This is a genomic window from Salinicola sp. (assembly GCF_982684285.1).
The window spans coordinates 12,263-27,852 of the sequence record NZ_CEXLVS010000001.1 but is presented as its reverse complement, the minus strand read 5'-3'; the positions used below and the strand labels follow the sequence as shown (position 1 = coordinate 27,852).

General features: G+C 63.8%; 16 protein-coding genes. 10 read left to right on the top strand and 6 right to left on the bottom strand.

Going from position 1 to position 15,590, the window contains the following annotated elements; all coding sequences use genetic code 11:
* Window positions 1-14: 14 nt before the first annotated feature.
* From AC3AYF_RS00145 to gpmI, 3 genes are all read right to left on the bottom strand, one after another.
* Window positions 15-1,430, bottom strand: coding sequence for a S41 family peptidase (locus tag AC3AYF_RS00145; RefSeq protein WP_295035464.1), 1,416 nt, complete (start codon window positions 1,428-1,430; stop codon window positions 15-17).
* Window positions 1,431-1,593: 163 nt separating this feature from the next.
* A complete protein-coding gene (locus AC3AYF_RS00140) occupies window positions 1,594-2,772 on the bottom strand; it encodes a murein hydrolase activator EnvC family protein (protein ID WP_295035463.1) in 1,179 nt (392 codons plus the stop codon).
* Window positions 2,773-2,817: 45 nt separating this feature from the next.
* The gene (gene gpmI, locus AC3AYF_RS00135; RefSeq protein WP_295035462.1) at window positions 2,818-4,392 is read right to left on the bottom strand and encodes a 2,3-bisphosphoglycerate-independent phosphoglycerate mutase; all 1,575 of its coding nucleotides are present in this window, start codon (window positions 4,390-4,392) and stop codon (window positions 2,818-2,820) included.
* Between the two features lie 530 nt (window positions 4,393-4,922).
* Here gpmI and AC3AYF_RS00130 point away from each other — a divergent pair.
* The 3 genes from AC3AYF_RS00130 to AC3AYF_RS00120 all read left to right on the top strand — a co-directional run bounded on the left by AC3AYF_RS00130 (window position 4,923) and on the right by AC3AYF_RS00120 (window position 6,661).
* Window positions 4,923-5,345: a rhodanese-like domain-containing protein gene (locus AC3AYF_RS00130; RefSeq protein WP_295035461.1), complete on the top strand. Its 423-nt coding sequence runs from the start codon at window positions 4,923-4,925 to the stop codon at window positions 5,343-5,345.
* Between the two features lie 95 nt (window positions 5,346-5,440).
* Window positions 5,441-5,926, top strand: coding sequence for a protein-export chaperone SecB (secB, locus tag AC3AYF_RS00125; RefSeq protein WP_295035460.1), 486 nt, complete (start codon window positions 5,441-5,443; stop codon window positions 5,924-5,926).
* Between the two features lie 9 nt (window positions 5,927-5,935).
* A complete protein-coding gene (locus tag AC3AYF_RS00120; protein WP_295035459.1) occupies window positions 5,936-6,661 on the top strand; it encodes a 16S rRNA (uracil(1498)-N(3))-methyltransferase in 726 nt (241 codons plus the stop codon).
* A 139-nt stretch (window positions 6,662-6,800) separates the two neighbouring features.
* Here AC3AYF_RS00120 and AC3AYF_RS00115 read toward each other — a convergent pair whose 3' ends face one another.
* The gene (locus AC3AYF_RS00115; protein WP_110601541.1) at window positions 6,801-7,571 is read right to left on the bottom strand and encodes an exodeoxyribonuclease III; all 771 of its coding nucleotides are present in this window, start codon (window positions 7,569-7,571) and stop codon (window positions 6,801-6,803) included.
* A 137-nt stretch (window positions 7,572-7,708) separates the two neighbouring features.
* Here AC3AYF_RS00115 and pyrE point away from each other — a divergent pair, with 137 nt between their 5' ends.
* From pyrE to trmL, 3 genes are all read left to right on the top strand, one after another.
* Complete coding sequence (gene pyrE / locus AC3AYF_RS00110) at window positions 7,709-8,410, top strand: orotate phosphoribosyltransferase (RefSeq protein WP_295035457.1); 702 nt, start codon at window positions 7,709-7,711, stop codon at window positions 8,408-8,410.
* 170 nt (window positions 8,411-8,580) lie between these two features.
* Window positions 8,581-9,150 carry a YfaZ family outer membrane protein gene (locus AC3AYF_RS00105; RefSeq protein WP_295035455.1) on the top strand — a complete coding sequence of 190 codons (570 nt, stop codon included), beginning with the start codon at window positions 8,581-8,583 and terminating at the stop codon, window positions 9,148-9,150.
* A gap of 157 nt (window positions 9,151-9,307) precedes the next feature.
* On the top strand, window positions 9,308-9,778 hold the full coding sequence (trmL, locus tag AC3AYF_RS00100) for a tRNA (uridine(34)/cytosine(34)/5-carboxymethylaminomethyluridine(34)-2'-O)-methyltransferase TrmL (RefSeq protein WP_295035490.1): 471 nt from the start codon (window positions 9,308-9,310) through the stop codon (window positions 9,776-9,778).
* Here trmL and AC3AYF_RS00095 read toward each other — a convergent pair whose 3' ends face one another.
* Complete coding sequence (locus AC3AYF_RS00095; protein ID WP_487779260.1) at window positions 9,779-10,603, bottom strand: IclR family transcriptional regulator; 825 nt, start codon at window positions 10,601-10,603, stop codon at window positions 9,779-9,781.
* A 253-nt stretch (window positions 10,604-10,856) separates the two neighbouring features.
* Between AC3AYF_RS00095 and AC3AYF_RS00090 the strand changes: the two genes are divergently transcribed.
* The 4 genes from AC3AYF_RS00090 (at window position 10,857) to uxuA (ending at window position 14,953) form a co-directional block, all read left to right on the top strand.
* Window positions 10,857-11,831, top strand: a complete 975-nt coding sequence (locus tag AC3AYF_RS00090) for a TRAP transporter substrate-binding protein (RefSeq protein ID WP_487779259.1) — start codon at window positions 10,857-10,859, stop codon at window positions 11,829-11,831.
* Between the two features lie 38 nt (window positions 11,832-11,869).
* Window positions 11,870-12,388 carry a TRAP transporter small permease gene (locus AC3AYF_RS00085; RefSeq protein WP_295035451.1) on the top strand — a complete coding sequence of 173 codons (519 nt, stop codon included), beginning with the start codon at window positions 11,870-11,872 and terminating at the stop codon, window positions 12,386-12,388.
* The gene (locus AC3AYF_RS00080; RefSeq protein WP_295035449.1) at window positions 12,388-13,668 is read left to right on the top strand and encodes a TRAP transporter large permease; all 1,281 of its coding nucleotides are present in this window, start codon (window positions 12,388-12,390) and stop codon (window positions 13,666-13,668) included. Before AC3AYF_RS00085 ends, AC3AYF_RS00080 begins: the two co-directional genes overlap by 1 nt.
* Before the next feature lie 85 nt (window positions 13,669-13,753).
* Complete coding sequence (gene uxuA, locus AC3AYF_RS00075; RefSeq protein WP_295035447.1) at window positions 13,754-14,953, top strand: mannonate dehydratase; 1,200 nt, start codon at window positions 13,754-13,756, stop codon at window positions 14,951-14,953.
* A gap of 122 nt (window positions 14,954-15,075) precedes the next feature.
* On the opposite strand, the gene AC3AYF_RS00070 is transcribed toward uxuA, so the two are convergent.
* Window positions 15,076-15,531 carry a GNAT family N-acetyltransferase gene (locus AC3AYF_RS00070; protein WP_295035445.1) on the bottom strand — a complete coding sequence of 152 codons (456 nt, stop codon included), beginning with the start codon at window positions 15,529-15,531 and terminating at the stop codon, window positions 15,076-15,078.
* Window positions 15,532-15,590: the final 59 nt, after the last annotated feature.

Sequence of the window (15,590 nt, the reverse complement as noted above, 5' to 3'; positions counted from 1 at the left end):
TGGCTCGCGGCTCGTCAGGGAGCGGGCTTGGCGCTCTCCTGGGTGGCAGGGGCTGACGCCGCCCGGGGCCGCTGCACCACGTTGAGCGCCTTGAGCAGGTTCAGCGCCTCTCCCAACTGGTAGTCGTTGGCCGCGACCGGGGTGTCGGGATTGTCCGCCGCCTGGTCGGGATTGCCGTTCAGCAGGTGCCCGCGCAGGTTGGACTCGCGAAGCTGGAAGCCGCTGTTCTCCTCGACCTCCAGGCGCCCGCTGACCACGCGAACGTCGGGTGCGATGCCCTCGGCCTGGATCGAACGCCCGCTGGGGGTGTAGTAGCGCGCGGTGGTGAGCTTGAGCCCATCGCCGTTGCCCAGCGGCATCACCTGCTGCACCGAACCCTTGCCGAAGCTGCGCGTGCCCATCAGTACGCCACGACCCTGATCCTGCAGCGCGCCGGCGACGATCTCGGCGGCGGAGGCGCTGCCCCCGTTGATCAGCACCACCAGTGGCACGTCGGGAGCCGTCGTGTCGGCGTGGGCGGTGAAGCGCATGTCGTCATCGGTCAGCCGGCCCTTGGTGTAGACCACCAGTCCGCTGGAGAGGAACTGATCGGCCACGTCGACCGCGCTCGAGAGCACGCCACCGGGATTGTTGCGCAGGTCGAGCACCAGCCCCTTCAGCGGCCCAGGCTTCATCAACGATCCCAGCGCATCATGCGTCTGCTGGCCGGTCCGGCTCTGGAACTGGCTGATCCGCAGATAGCCGTAGCCGGGCTCCAGCAGGCGGCTGGAGACGCTCTCGGACTGGATCGATTCGCGGGTCAGCGTCAGGTCGCGGGGCTCCTGTTCGCCATCCCGCAGCAGCAACAGCTCGATATCGGTACCGGCCTTGCCGCGCATCAGGTCCACGGCTTCCTGCAGGCTCAGATTGCTGGTCGGCGTGCCGTCGATGGCCACGATGCGGTCGCCCGGCTGAATGCCGGCACGGGCGGCCGGGGTGTCGTCGATGGGCGCGATGACGGTGAGCTGGTCGTCACGCAGGCCGACCTCGATACCGACGCCGCTGAACTCGCCCTCGGTGCTCTCTCGCAGGTTCTGGAAGGCATCGGCGTCGAGATACTCGGAGTGGGGGTCGAGCTGGCTGAGCATGCCGCGCATGGCGTTGCGCAGCAGGGTCTTGTCGTCGACCTGCTCCACATAGGTACGCTTGATGCGCTCGAAGACCTCGGCGAAAGTCTGGACATCCTCCACCGGCAGACCGTTGGCGGCATCCTGCTCGGCCTGAGTGGGCGCAGCGGCGGCGCTGTCGTCCTGGGCCTGGGCGACCGGGACCAGGCCCACGATCAGTACCAGTGCAGATAGCAGCGCAGCGCCCAGCGTGTGGACGAAGTCGGCTCGCCGGGCGAGAAGATCCGCGCGGGCAGGCCCTTGCTTCAGGCGGCTTGAATTCATGCGGTCTCCGCGACTCGAGCTGGATGGACTCGCCAGCGCCGGTGATCTCGGCAGTCTGGCTCATGCCGGTACCCGAGGCGTCTAGCGATACCGATACCCGTGAAGGAACGGCGTTTGATAACCCAGCATAGCGTTTTGCCGGGTCGATGATCCAGCTTGCCGATCAGCGTTTGGCAATCCAGCTGCCGGGATTGATCGGGTTCCCGTTCTGACGTACCTCGAAATAGAGTGCCGAACGCGACTGACCGCCGGTATTGCCGACCGCCCCCACCGTCTGCCGGTTGGAGACCTGCTGCCCGGGATCGACGTCGATCTGCTGGAGATGGGCGTAGAGCGTGAGAATGCCGTCGCCGTGGTCGAGTATCAGCAGGTTGCCGAAGCCACGCATCCAGTTGGCGAAGACCACCCGGCCGGCATGAACGGCCTTGATCGCCGTCCCCGCCGGCGCCCCGATCAGGATGCCGTTGCGATTGATGCCCTCGCCGCTGCCGTAACTCGACAGCATCGTCCCCTGCACGGGCCACGGCAGGCCGCCTTTGGTCTGACGAATGTCGGTCGAGGGGGGCGGTTTCTTCAGGTTGGCGAGCTCTTTCTGCATGCGGTCCAGCAGGCGTTCGACGTGGGCGCGGTCCTGATTGAGATCCTCGAGACGGGACTGCTCGCTGTCGTAGCGGCCGTTCAGCTTGGCCACCAGGGCCTGGCGCTCCTTCAGGCTCGATGCCAGGCGCTGCTGCTGCTGCTCGAGATCGGCCTGGACCTCGTCCAGACGCGAGCGCCGCCGATCGATCTCCGCCAGGTTGTCGTCGAGCTGGCGGTTGATCTCCCTGAGCTGGTCGAGGCGCTCCCGGCGCGCCGACGACAGCGCGTTGAGATAGTGCTGGAGTCGATCGACCTCGGCGGGGTCGTCCTGATTGAGCAGCAGCTTGAGCTGCGGCGTGGTACCGAGGCGGTAGAGCGCATCGAACTGCCGCGCCAACGCCTCGCGCTGCCGCTGGCGATCTTCGGCGAGGCCCTGGCGTCGCTGCTGGAGGTCGGCGACCTCGTCGTCCAGCTGCCGGCGCTCCGCCTGCAGCGAGTCCAGGCGTTTATGGGTCTGGCCGATCGCCGTCTCCACCTGCTCCAGGTCATCCTGGGCGTCGCCGCGAGCGGCCTGGGTATCTTCCAGCTTGCCCTGCAGCGCCTGGATGTCGGTGGCCAGGCTGTCCAGCCGCGCGCGGGCCTCCTGCGGGTTGGCCTGGCCAAAGACAGGGCCGGCCAGCAGCAAGCTGCCGGCCAGCAGGAGAGAGAGCCCGTTTCTGCGTTGCCCGCGCCGACATGAGAGGCTGTCCTTGCTGGGTGTCACGTCGGGCGGATCCTGTCGTGGGGAGTGGCCTGGGACGAGCCTGCGTTACGCATCATCGATCAGCACGTTACCCGTCATCTCCTCGGGGGCTGGCTTACGCAGCATGTGCAGCAGCGTGGGTGCCAGGTCGCACAGCCGCCCATCCGACTTGAGCCGGGCCGCCTTGTCGCGACAAACGTAGACCAGCGGCACCATGAAGGTGGTGTGAGAGGTGTGGGGGTTGCCGGTCTCGGGATCGACCATCATTTCGGCGTTACCGTGATCGGCGGTGACCAGGCATTCGCCGCCCGCCTTCTCGATCGCTTCGACGACGCGGCCCAGGCAGGTGTCGACGGCCTCGATCGCCTTGGTGGCGGCGCTCAGGTCGCCGGTATGACCCACCATGTCGCCATTGGCGTAGTTGCAGATGATCAGGTCGTACTTGCCACCCTCGATCGCCTCGACCAGCGTGTCGGTGAGCTCGAAGGCGCTCATCTCCGGCTTCTCGTCGTAGGTCTTGACGTCCTTGGGCGACTGGATCAGGGCGCGATCCTCGCCGTCGAACTTCGCCTCGCGACCGCCGGAGAAGAAGAAGGTGACGTGGGCGTACTTCTCCGTTTCGGCGATGCGCAACTGGGTCAGGCCGTGGCTCTCCGCCACCTCGCCCAGGGTGTTGACCAGATCCCGCGGCGGGAAGGCGACCGGCGCGTTGATGTCGTCGGCGTACTGGGTCAGCATCACCAGTCCCTCGCCGGCCAGCTTGACCCTTTCACCCCGGTCGAAGCCGTCGAAGTCCGGATTGACGAAAGCGCGGGTCAGTTCGCGGGCGCGATCGGCGCGGAAGTTGAGGAACAGCGCCGCGTCGCAATCGGCCATGACGATCTTGTCGCCGGTCGGCCGCACGGCAGTGGCGGCGACGAATTCGTCGGTCTCGCCGCGTTCGTAGGCCGCCGCCAGGCCGGCTTCGGCACTGTCGGCGACCTGCTCGCCCTCGCCGAAACGCACCACCCGGTAGGCTTTCTCGACACGGTCCCAGCGATTGTCCCGATCCATCGCGAAGTAGCGGCCGACGATCGAGGCGACGAAGCCGTTGTCGGCACCGACCAGTTCGGCCAGTCGGGCGTTGGCGCGCTCGAGCGAGGCGCCGGCGCTCTTCGGCGCGGTGTCACGACCGTCGGTGAAGGCGTGGAGATAGATCCGCCTGGCACCGCGTTCGGCGGCCAGGGCGGCCACGGCCAGCAGATGGTCTTCGTGGCTATGGACGCCACCGGGAGAGAGCAGGCCCATCAGGTGGACGGCCTTGCCGTTGGCGACCGCGTCGTCGATCGGTGCGGTGAGCGATTCGATGGTTTTCAGTTCGTCGTCCGCGATCGCCTTGGTGATACGGGTGAAATCCTGATAGACGATCCGGCCGGCACCGATGTTCATGTGGCCGACTTCGGAATTGCCCATCTGGCCTTCGGGCAGGCCCACGTAGTTGCCATCGGTGTGAATCAAGGTGTTGGGGTAATCGCGCTTGAGGCGATCCATCACCGGGGTGTCGGCGGCGGCGACGGCGTTGTTGGCGCTGTCGTCGTTCTGGCCGTAGCCATCGAGAATCAACAGTGCGACGGGACGCGGAGTGCTGGAAGTATCTGCCATGACAAGCCTCGAAAAATCGGATGGGCGGCGTGAGTCGTGTCGAAACCTAGCGTTCGGCACCGGAGATGCTGGAACCTGCCGTTGTGGAATTCGTCGTTTTGAAACGAAGGCTCCAAAGGATAGCGCACCGGGCGAGTCGGGTCAGCCGTCCGCCTCGCGCTTGCCTCGTTTCACCGACGCCCTCGTGTATAATGGCCGGCGCCCGCCAGGAGTCTGCCGGGCTTGGCCATCGTCGCGAGAAAAACGGATCTTGAGCCAGGTTCATCGATCGGATAAGGCGAATAGCCCCGCTATTTAACGCACTCGGTCGAATGAAATTGGCCAAAAGCCCGGAGTTCGCAGCAGATCAGTGCCAAGTCAGACAGGATCCTAACGGGCCAGGATTTTCAGCCGTTCGCGTCCCGAGCCACGAAGGCTTCCATGCCGAGGTGCAAGACGCGTTTTGACGCAGACGCGCCAAGGGCGGAGTCGCACGCCATGAAGGCGTTTCGCGATCCCATTGGCCCCAGATTTAGAGTGTCGGCAGACCCATGATCGATCAGTTGTTCGAATTCGTCGAAAACCACCCGCTGCTGGTCAGCGCCTTCCTGGTCGTGCTGCTCGCGTGGTTGGCGTTCGAGGCCAAGCGTGGCGGTGCCTCCGGTGTTTCCACCACCGAGACCACCTCTCTGATCAACCGTGAAGACGGCGTGGTGATCGATATCCGCGAGAGCAGCGAGTTCAAGGCCGGGCATATCGCCGGGGCCAAGAACATCCCGCAGTCCCGGCTCAAGGAGCGACTGCCGCAGATCGAGAAGTACAAGGACACGCCGATCATCGTGGTCTGCAAGCAGGGGCAGTCTGCCGGTGCCGCCGTCACCGAACTCAGTCAGGCCGGCTTCACCCGGGTCTACAAGCTCAAGGGCGGCATGGCACAGTGGCAGGCCGACAGCCTGCCGGTCGTGCGCCGCTGAGCAGGACGCCGCTCGCCGAATCGCCATCGCCATTCTGTCCGGCACTCCGGCCGGTCATCATGGCCAGTCATTCAGGAACGTAAAGGAAACGCATCATGGCGGAAGACAACAATCAGCAGGGCTCCCAGGAAAAGCCGCAGCTGCAATTCTCCCTGCAGCGCATCTACGTCAAGGACATCTCGTTCGAGTCGCCCAATGCGCCGAGCGTCTTTCAGCAGCCGTTCAAGCCCAAGGTCGGTCTGGATCTCGATACCACCAGTCAGTCGGTGGGTGAGGATCTCTACGAGGTCGTGGTCAAGGTGACCGCCCAGGTCTCGAACAACGAAGATGGCGCCACGGCGTTTCTGGTCGAGGTCGAGCAGGCGGGCCTGTTCCGCATTTCCGGCCTGGCCGGCGACCAGTTGGATCACACGCTGGGCGCCTTCTGCCCCAATGTCCTGTTCCCCTATGCGCGAGAGTGCATCGACAGCCTGGTCAGCCGTGGCAGTTTCCCTCCGCTGATGCTGGCACCGGTGAACTTCGAGGCGATGTACGCCCAGAAGAAGCAGCGCACCGCCCAGGCCAGCGAAACCACCCAGTAAGCCCGGGTCATGGCCAAGCCACGCATCCATGTCGCCGCCAGCCTGATCGCTGGCGGCGACGTCGTTCTGCCCGAGGGGCCGGCGCGTCACGTCGCGCTGGTGTTGCGGCTGCGCCAGGACGCGCCGTTGATCCTGTTCGACGGCGAGGGCCGCGAGGCGCAGGCTCGGCTGGTCGAGGTGGGCCGCAAGCGGGTCGTCGCCCGGATCGACACGGTGGCCGCGGGCGGCGGTGAATCGCCGCTGTCGGTACATCTGGGGCAGGCGATCTCCAAGGGGGATCGCATGGACTACGCGATCCAGAAGTCCGTCGAGCTCGGTGTCGCAGCGATCACGCCGCTCTATGTCGAGCACGGTGATGTACGCCTCAAGGGCGATCGCGAGGCGAAGAAACTGGCCCATTGGCAGGGGGTGGCAGTCAGCGCCTGCGAGCAGTGCGGGCGGGCGACGGTGCCGACGATCCATCCGCCACGGCCGCTGGCGGAGTGGCTCGGCGAGCGCGACGAGGCGCTGCGCCTGGTGCTGCATCCCGCCACCGACGACAGCTGGCAGCAGGCGGATTCGGTCGAATCCGCCGCGCTGCTGATCGGCCCCGAAGGCGGACTCAGCAGTGCCGAAGTCGATACCGCCCGCCGTGCCGGCTTCCAGCCGCTCACCCTCGGGCCGCGCATTCTGCGTACCGAGACCGCGCCGGTGGTCGCGCTGGCGCTGCTGCAGCATCACTTCGGGGATCTCTAGTCGCAGGTCAGGCGCATCGCGTCAGGCGGTCCGTCGCCGAATGCCGGCCAATAAAAACACCCCGCCAGCCGAGGATCCGGTTGGCGGGGTGTTTTACGTTGACTCGCTGACGGCTGCTGGCGTGTGCGGTGCCGAGCGATTACAGCTCGAGATCGTACTCGACGATCAGCGGGGCGAACTCGCTGAAGGTCGCATCGGTATCGATCCAGGCGTCCTTCACGTTACGCCGGAAGTTGGGGCCGACGATCTGGTAATCGAGGCGCCACCCTTCCTGACGAGTCCGCGACACTTCCTGGTCGAGCTTGGGCCACCAGGTGTACTGGTCGGCATCCCGGTTGACCTCGCGGAAGGTGTCGATGAAGCCGGTCGGGCCGAACACCTGATCCATCCAGGCGCGCTCCTCGGGCTTGAAGCCGGGGGTCGTCTGGTTGTCGGTCCAGTTGGCGAGATCGAGCGTCTTGTGCGCGATGTGCCACGTTCCGCAGATGATGTACTCGCGACGCTTGCGAGCCATCTTGTTCAAGTACTCCAGATACTGGGTCATGAACGTCTGCTTGGCCGCCGGGTCGTCGTCGCCGCTGGGCATCAGGAAGGTCGCGATGCTGAAGCGGTCGTAGTCGGCCTGCAGGAAGCGACCTTCGTTGTCGCACTGCTCGAAGCCCAGCCCGTACATGATGGCCTTGGGAATCTTGCGGCAGTAGAGCCCGACCCCGGAGAATCCATCCTTCTCGGCATCCAGGAAATAACCTTCGTAACCTTCCGGATAGAGGATGCTGTCATCGAGCTCGAAGCTTTTGGCCTTCAGGTTCTGCACGCAGACGACGTCAGCATCCTGTTCGGCCAGCCAGTCGAGGAAGCCCCGCTCGACGGCCTCTCGGATCCCGTTCACATTGATGCTGGCGATTTTCATACAGTGTTCCTTCTTTGTCGCGCGTGTATGATACCCGAGCTTGAAAGGTTTAGGTAAATGACTGCTTCGTTTGGCCAAAACGGCAGCGGCCCGTCAAGAACCATGAGGCCATACATAAGGACACAGGGAGACCCGGGGTGAGCGTCGAGATTCAGCCGTATCAGCAGGAGTTCATCGAGTTTGCGATCGCCGAAGGGGTGTTGCGCTTCGGTGAATTCACGCTCAAGTCCGGTCGTGTCAGTCCCTATTTCTTCAATGCCGGCTTGTTCCGCTCCGGCCGTGCCCTGGCTCGCCTGGGGCGTTTCTACGCCAGTGCCATCGCCGACAGCGGTATCGAGGCCGATGTACTATTTGGTCCAGCTTACAAGGGTATACCGCTGGCGGCGAGTACAGCCGTTGCTCTGGCCGATCATCATCAGCGCGACCTGCCCTTTGCCTTCAACCGCAAGGAAGCCAAGACCCACGGTGAGGGCGGCAACATCGTCGGCGCCGAGCTGCGCGGCAACATCCTGATCATCGACGATGTCATCACCGCCGGAACGGCAATCCGCGAGGTCATGCAGATCATCCGGGATGCCGGTGCCCAGGCCGCTGGCGTCGTGATCGCGCTCGACCGTCAGGAGCGCGGCCAGGATGACGATGGCTTGAAGCCGCACAGCGCCATCCAGGAAGTCGAGGCGACGTATCATATGCCGGTTGTCAGCATCGTCAACCTCGATCAACTCCTTGCCTATCTCGAAACCCGACCAGGCCGCGGCGACGACGGCGCTTCCCTCGCCCAGCATGCCGAAGCCATCCGCGCCTACCGCGACCGCTACGGTGTCACCAGCGCCCACTGAGCCGAGACCCGACGGCGAAAACCGCCTCCCCGGCTGCTACGATTTGCCGCAGGCATCTTGCGCCAGGGCGTTACAAAAGGTTTAAAAACACCGTTTGATAATTTCCCGAATTATGTCACGCTTAAGCGCGTGGTCCAACGCGTTTCGACGCGAATCTCGGGAGACGTATCATGATCAAGCGCAACAGGATGAAACACTGGGGCTTTGCCCTTGCCACAGCGACCTTTGTTTTCGCCAGTCAACAGACGATGGCGTTGAGCGTATCCGCCAACGGTGGCGACGAGTCCTTCGGTGTCGAAGCCAGCCAGTCCATCCTGCCCTCCGTGCGAGCCGGTGTCGGTTACCTGAACACCGACGACAGCGGCCACAACGCCAAGGCCTACTCGGGCTCGCTGATGTTCACGCCATGGCTGCCGGGCATCGATCTCGCCGTTGGCGGGCGTTACCAGTATCAGGACACCCACTACGGCAATGGCGGCGGTCTGGGGCTCGGCGGTTCGGCCTTCGTCGACACGCCCATCCCGTTGACCTCGATCGGTGCCTACGGCTTCTATACGCCGGACGGCCTGACCAGCGGCGACGTGGAAAAGAGCTACGAGTACGGCGCCCAGGCGCGGGTCAACATCATCTCGCAGACCTACGTCTACGGCGGCTATCGCTATATGCGTACCGACTTCGACAATGACGATGGCCGCACGCTGGACAGCGGACCGGTGCTGGGCGTCAGCGTCGGCTTCTAGACTGTACTGAGCTACCACCGCGCCGGGGTCGGGGCGCGGTGGAAAACGGCGCCGCCTCCCAGCTTTTACAGTGGAGGCGGCGTCGGGTTTGGGGCGCTGTAGAAAGCTGCGCCGATTGCGTATGATGCAAGAGTCACCCGCCTCCGAGCTGGCCGCCATGCTTGATATCGTGCTGTTCGAGCCCGAAATCCCGCCCAACACCGGCAATATCATCCGGTTGTGCGCCAATACCGGATTTCGCCTGCATATCATCGAACCGATGGCCTTCGAACTCGACGACAAGCGCTTGCGCCGCGCCGGGCTCGACTATCACGAGTGGGCCCGCGTCCAGGTCCACGCCAACTGGGCCGCGTTTCTCGAAACCGTCGGGCCGGAGCGCGTATTCGGTGTCTCGACCCGGGGTCGCCACGGTTATCATCACATCCACTTCCGCGAAGGCGATGCCCTGGTCTTCGGTCCGGAAACCCGCGGCCTGCCCCAGTCGATGCTCGAAGCGCTGCCTCCCGCGCAGCGGCTGCGCATCCCGATGCTGGCCGACAGCCGCAGCCTCAACCTCTCCAACGCCTGCGCCATCATCGTCTTCGAGGCGTGGCGACAGATGGATTTCGCCGGCGCAGTGGATGTCTGATCAGGGCCCCCTTGGCGTATCTTCGGGCCGGGAGAGCCAGTAGGGCGACGGTACGACATCGGCGAGCGCACTTCTGAGCGAGGGTTCGTAGGCGAGTAGCGCCTCGCGCGTGATTTCGTTGGCGAGGGTGGCAACGCTGACCGCCGCCACCGGCCCCGAGTGATCCAGTACGGCGATGCTGATGGCAACCACGCCGGGCACGTTCTCTTCCATGTCCAGCCCGTAGCCCGCTTGCCTGGCCTCGCGCACCCGCTCCCAGACCCCCTCGATGGACGCCGGCGCGTTCGCGCAGGGCTGACGGTAACCCTCCCCGAACTTCGCCTCGAACTCCGGGAACGCCCGATACCGATGCGCCAGCATGATCCGCCCCATGGCGGTATTGGTGGCCGGTATCCGCATCCCCACGCTGGTGCCGGCCTGAATCGGCTTGCGGGATTCGATCCGCTCCAGATAAAGGATCTCCTTATCGTCCAGAATCGAGATATGACAGACCTCGTTCAATGCCACCGAGAGCTGACGTACGGCAGGTCTCAATATCCCAATGATGTCCAAGTTGTTGATATAGCTCTGATATAGCGTATGGATCGAGCTGCCTAGCCCATAGAATCCCGTATCGCTTCGCTGGGTGATGAACCCCCGGAACTTCAGGGCTGAAAGCGTGACGTGCAGGCTGCTCTTGTTGAGATTGAGCGCGCTCGACAGCGCGTTCAGGGAGAGTCCAGCCGGTCCCGCGTCCGCCAGGGTCAGCAGGGCCCTGAGCGCCTTGTCGACGCTGGGCATGGCCGAGCCCTGTGTCGGCCCGGCCGGTTCCTTGGGTGCCTTCACGTCATTCTCCCTTTCCGTTCCGTTTCATCGATTGAGGGACCATGTCGACCGCGACGTGACGTGCTTTCGGTATGCCCGGTCAACATCTCACTTTTCATCTTCCCGCCCGACTTAGCCCTTCGTCTATTTGCCTAACGGCGCATTGATCGAAAATTGCCCAGGCTCAAAACTATGTTTGCCATTAAAGAATATAGTTTGTCATTAACAAACGAAAGCCATTGAGAGTTTGATGACACGGGTCGAAGGGGGTTCCATGAAGATCGTTCTTGCCGGATGGATTGCCGCGGCGTCGTTCGCCGCCCTGCCGATGTCGGCGAACGCCGCGGACTACACGCTGAAGTTCGGGCATCTCGCCAACGAGAATCACATCTACAACCAGGCGGCGCTCGCTTTCGAAGAAGAGGTGGAGGCGCGTTCCGATGGTCGGATCGACGTGCAGATCTTCCCCAACGAACAGTTGGGCAGCGAGAGCGAGATGGTCAGCAGTATCCAGTTGGGTACGGCGGACATGACGATCACCGGCGAGCCGCTCCAGAACTGGGGAGCCCCCAAGGCGGCGCTGCTCGGCGTACCCTACGCCATCGACAGTTCGGAGATGCTGAAGCGCGTCGCCGGCGGCGAGATCGGCCAGGAGATCGAGTCGCAGATCGAGAACCAGGTGGGACTCGTGCCGCTGACCTGGTTCGAACGCGGCCCGCGAGAGCTCACCTCCAACCGGCCGATCAAGACGCCCGACGATCTCGACGGCATCATCCTGCGGCTTCCGGACGTGCCGCTCCACATCAAGGTGTGGCAGGCGCTGGGGGCCAAGCCGACCCCGATGGCCTTTGGCGAGATGTTCTCCGCGCTGCAGCAGGGCACGATCGAAGGGCAGGAAAACCCGCTGAGCCTGATCGAGAGCGCCAGCCTCTATGAGGTGCAGGACTACGTCAACGTGACCGACCACGTCCGCAGCTGGATCTACGTGGTGATCGGCAAGCGCAAGCTCGAGAGCATGCCCGACAACCTCCAGGCCGTGGTGCGAGAGGCCGCCGACAATATGCACGAAACCTATCAGGAACTCTTCGTGGAAGACCAGAAACGGTTACGGGAGAGCCTGCAGGAGCGTGGCATGGAGTTCGTCGAGGTGGACCAGAAGGCATTCAGCGAGCGTGCCCGCGAGGCGGTCGAGGCGAACCTGAGCGGCGACACGCTGGCGCTCTACCACAAGATGCTCGAGCTCGAGTGAATCGCGGAGTCCGTACGCGGATGAGGATGGGTCAAGCCATGAGGGTTTCGGACGACAACCGCTGGGTGGACGCTGCCCGGCGGGTACTGTCACTGATCGATGGCGTGTTGAAAGTAGTCAGCATCGCCTGTTTCGTCGCCATCGCGGCGGCCGTCTTTCTGCAGGTCTTCTCCCGTTTCCTGCTGCCGACGACCCCTTCCTGGACGGAAGAGGTCTCCCGGTACTGCTTCATTTATCTGGTCGCCTCCGCCATCGGACTCGCCTGGCGAGACGGCGACATCATCTCGCTGGATCTCTACCAGCACCGGCTGGGGCCGCGGGGGCAGGCGATCCATCGCTTGATCATGTCGGCGCTGACGGGCGTGGCGTCGCTCGCCACCCTGGTGACCGTGCCGGCGCTGATGCAGATCGGCAGCTTCCAGCGCTCGGCTGCGCTGGGCATGCCGATGAAATACGTCTACTTCGCCCTATTCGTACTGCTCGGCAGTCTCGCCTTTCACACGCTTCGGCAAGCGGTTCGTGAGGGATGGCTGCTGCTCGACTCGGAGAACCGCTGATGGAAACGCTCGGCCTGTTCGCCATCTTCTTCGGGCTGCTGGTACTTGGCGCCCCCATCATCGTCTGCCTCGGCCTCTCGTCGGCCTTCTATATCTTCATGGCGGGCGTGCCGATGGCCGTCGTGCCCCAGAAGGTGTTTTCCGGAATGGATTCGTTCGTGCTGCTGACGCTACCGGGGTTCATTCTCGCCGGCGGGCTGATGAACGGTGGCGACATCACCCGGCGTATCATCGACTTCAGCAACTCCCTGTTCGGCAACATCCGTGGCGGACTGGGGTTTGCCAACGTTGGCGGCTCGCTCATCTTCGGGGGCATTTCGGGCACGGCCGTCGCCGACACGGCCAGCATCGGCTCGGTGATGATTCCCGGCATGGCGCGCAACGGCTACGACAAGCCGTTCGCCGCCGCGGTCACGGCTGCCTCCTCCACCATCGGGCCGATCATTCCGCCCAGCCTGCCGATGATCATCGCCGGCTCGCTGACGGGGATCTCCATCGGCCGGATGTTCCTGGCCGGTGCCATTCCCGGGCTGCTGCTGGCCGCCGGAATGATGCTCACCTGCTACCTGATCGCGCTCAAGAAGGGGTACCCGCGCCACGGCTGGGTCGGCTTTCCCAAGCTGTTTCACGACTTCAAGAGCGCGCTGTGGGCGATTCTGCTGACCTTCATCATTCTCTTCGGGATCACCGGCGGGGTCTTCACACCGACCGAGGCGTCGATGGTGGCTGTGCTCTATGCGCTGGTAGTGGGGCTTTTCGTCTACAAGGGGCTCACGCCTCGAAGCATCGTCGAACTCATCTTCGATGCGGCCAAGCTCTCGGCGTCGCTGATGCTGCTGATCGGTGTCTCCAACCTGTTCGGCTGGGTGCTGACCAGTGAGCGAATTCCGCAAGCGATCGCGAGCTACATCCTGTCGATCACCGAGAACAAGTTCCTGATCCTGCTGATCCTGAACGTGCTGCTGCTGATCGTCGGCACGTTCATGGAGACCATCGCTGCGCTTGTGATCCTCTTTCCCACGCTGCTCGCCATTGCCGTGGGGGTCGACGTCGATCCGGTGCACTTCGGCATCATCGCCGTGCTCAACCTGATGATCGGGCTAACCACGCCGCCGATGGGAATCTGCCTGTTCGTTGCCTCCAGCATCAGCAAGGTGCCGGTCATGGAGGTGGTGCGGGCGATCATCCCGTTCCTCATCTGCAATCTCTGCGTCCTGCTGCTGGTGACCTACCTGCCGTTCCTGTCGCTCTGGCTGCCCAACCTGATAATGGGCGAATGAGCGAGCGAAGACGCGGGTCCGGAGAGCAATCGTCACGACAACAATCGTTCTGAAGACCATCACCGACAATCACATGGAGTACTCGATGGAACATACCTGGCGCTGGTTCGGCCCGAATGACCCGATCTCTCTCGACGACGTGCGGCAGACGGGGGCCACGGGGATCGTGAGCGCGCTGCACGAGATGCCCATCGGCGAGGTATGGCCGATAGCGGCGATCGAGGAGCGCAAGGCGCTGATCGAATCCCACGGCCTGACCTGGTCGGTGGTGGAGAGCATCTCGGTGCACGAGGACATCAAGCTCAACGAGGGCGACGCGGCCAAGTACATCGACAACTTCGCCCAGACGATTCGCAATCTCGCCGCCTGCGGTATCGATACCGTCTGCTACAACTTCATGCCGGTGCTCAACTGGACGCGAACAGAGCTCGAATACGAGCGGCCCAGCGGCAGCAAGGCGCTGCTGTTCGACTTCGTCGACTACTGCGCCTTCGACCTGTTCATCGTCGAGCGCCCCGATGCCGCCGACGACTACACCGACGAGCAGCGCAAGCGGGCGGAGCAGCGCTACCGGGGGATGAGCGACGCGCAGGTCGCGCACCTGGTCCACAACCTGGTCGCCGGCATGCCCGCCAACGAAGGCAGCTACTCGCTCGAGGAATTCAAGCGCCATATCCAGCGTTACGCCCGGATGAGCCGCGAAACCTTCCGCCAGCACTTTCTGCACCTACTGGAGCGGATCGTGCCCGTCGCCGAGGAGTGCGGCGTGCGCCTGGCGATCCATCCCGACGACCCGCCGTTCTCGCTCTGCGGTTTGCCGCGCATCGTCTCCACCGAGGAGGATGCCGCGTGGATACTCGCCGCGGTGGATAGCCCGGCCAATGGGCTCACCTTCTGCACCGGCAGCTACGGCTCGCGGCTCGACAACGATCTGCCGCGGATGATCGAACGCTTCGCCGAACGGATCTACTTCACCCACCTGCGCGCGACCAAGACCCTGGAAGACGGCATCAGCTTCTTCGAAGACGACCATCTCGCCGGCAACATCGACATGGTCGGCATCGTCGATCAATTGCTCACCATCGAGAGCCGCCGGCGCCAGGCGGGCGATCACCGCGCGCTGCCCATGCGGCCCGATCACGGCCAGAAGGTGCTCGACGACAACCACAAGGCGTCGACGCCGGGCTACCCCGCGATCGGCCGGCTCAAGGGGCTGGCGGAGCTTCGCGGGGTGGAGCAGGCGCTGCGCTACGCCAAGGACTACCGACCGTCTCGAGCCGTCTGAACGCAACGGACCTGGCTTGTGTCTCGAGCCCAATGTCGAACGCCGTCCATCGCCACGATGGGCGGCGTTCGTTCGAGCGGTGGTGCGTAGGTTAGCGAGCGTAGGCGGTTTTCGTACAAAGCTTAGAGCGTGCGGGTCATGAACACGCTGTAGGGATCTTCGCGGTAACTGCCGAACGGCTCGCAGTAGGTGAATCCGAACGCCTCGTAGAGTTTTCTCGCCGGTAAGAACACTTCCATCGAGCCCGTCTCCAGACTCAGCCGCTGCAGGCCGGCGGCACGCGCCTCCTCGATCAGGTGCGCCAGAATCGCCCGCGCCACGCCTTTGCGTAGATGGTTCGGATCGGTGCGCATCGACTTGATCTCGGCGTGCGTATCGTCGAGGCGCTTGAACGCACCGCAGCCGAGCAGCTCGTTATTTTCCCAGGCGGTATAGAAGTGAACCTCCGGGCGTCGCAGCCCGTCGAGATCCAGCGCGTGGCGGCTCTCTGGCGGGGAGTGGGGCTCGAAGTCCTTGAGATGCGCTTCCAGCATGGCGGCGATTTCAGGGCCGCGGAGATCGTCTCTTTTGATCTGCATGAGGTGTATCATTCCCGTCCGTTGTTCTTTTCCGATACTGTCTTCGTCTCTGCGATTCT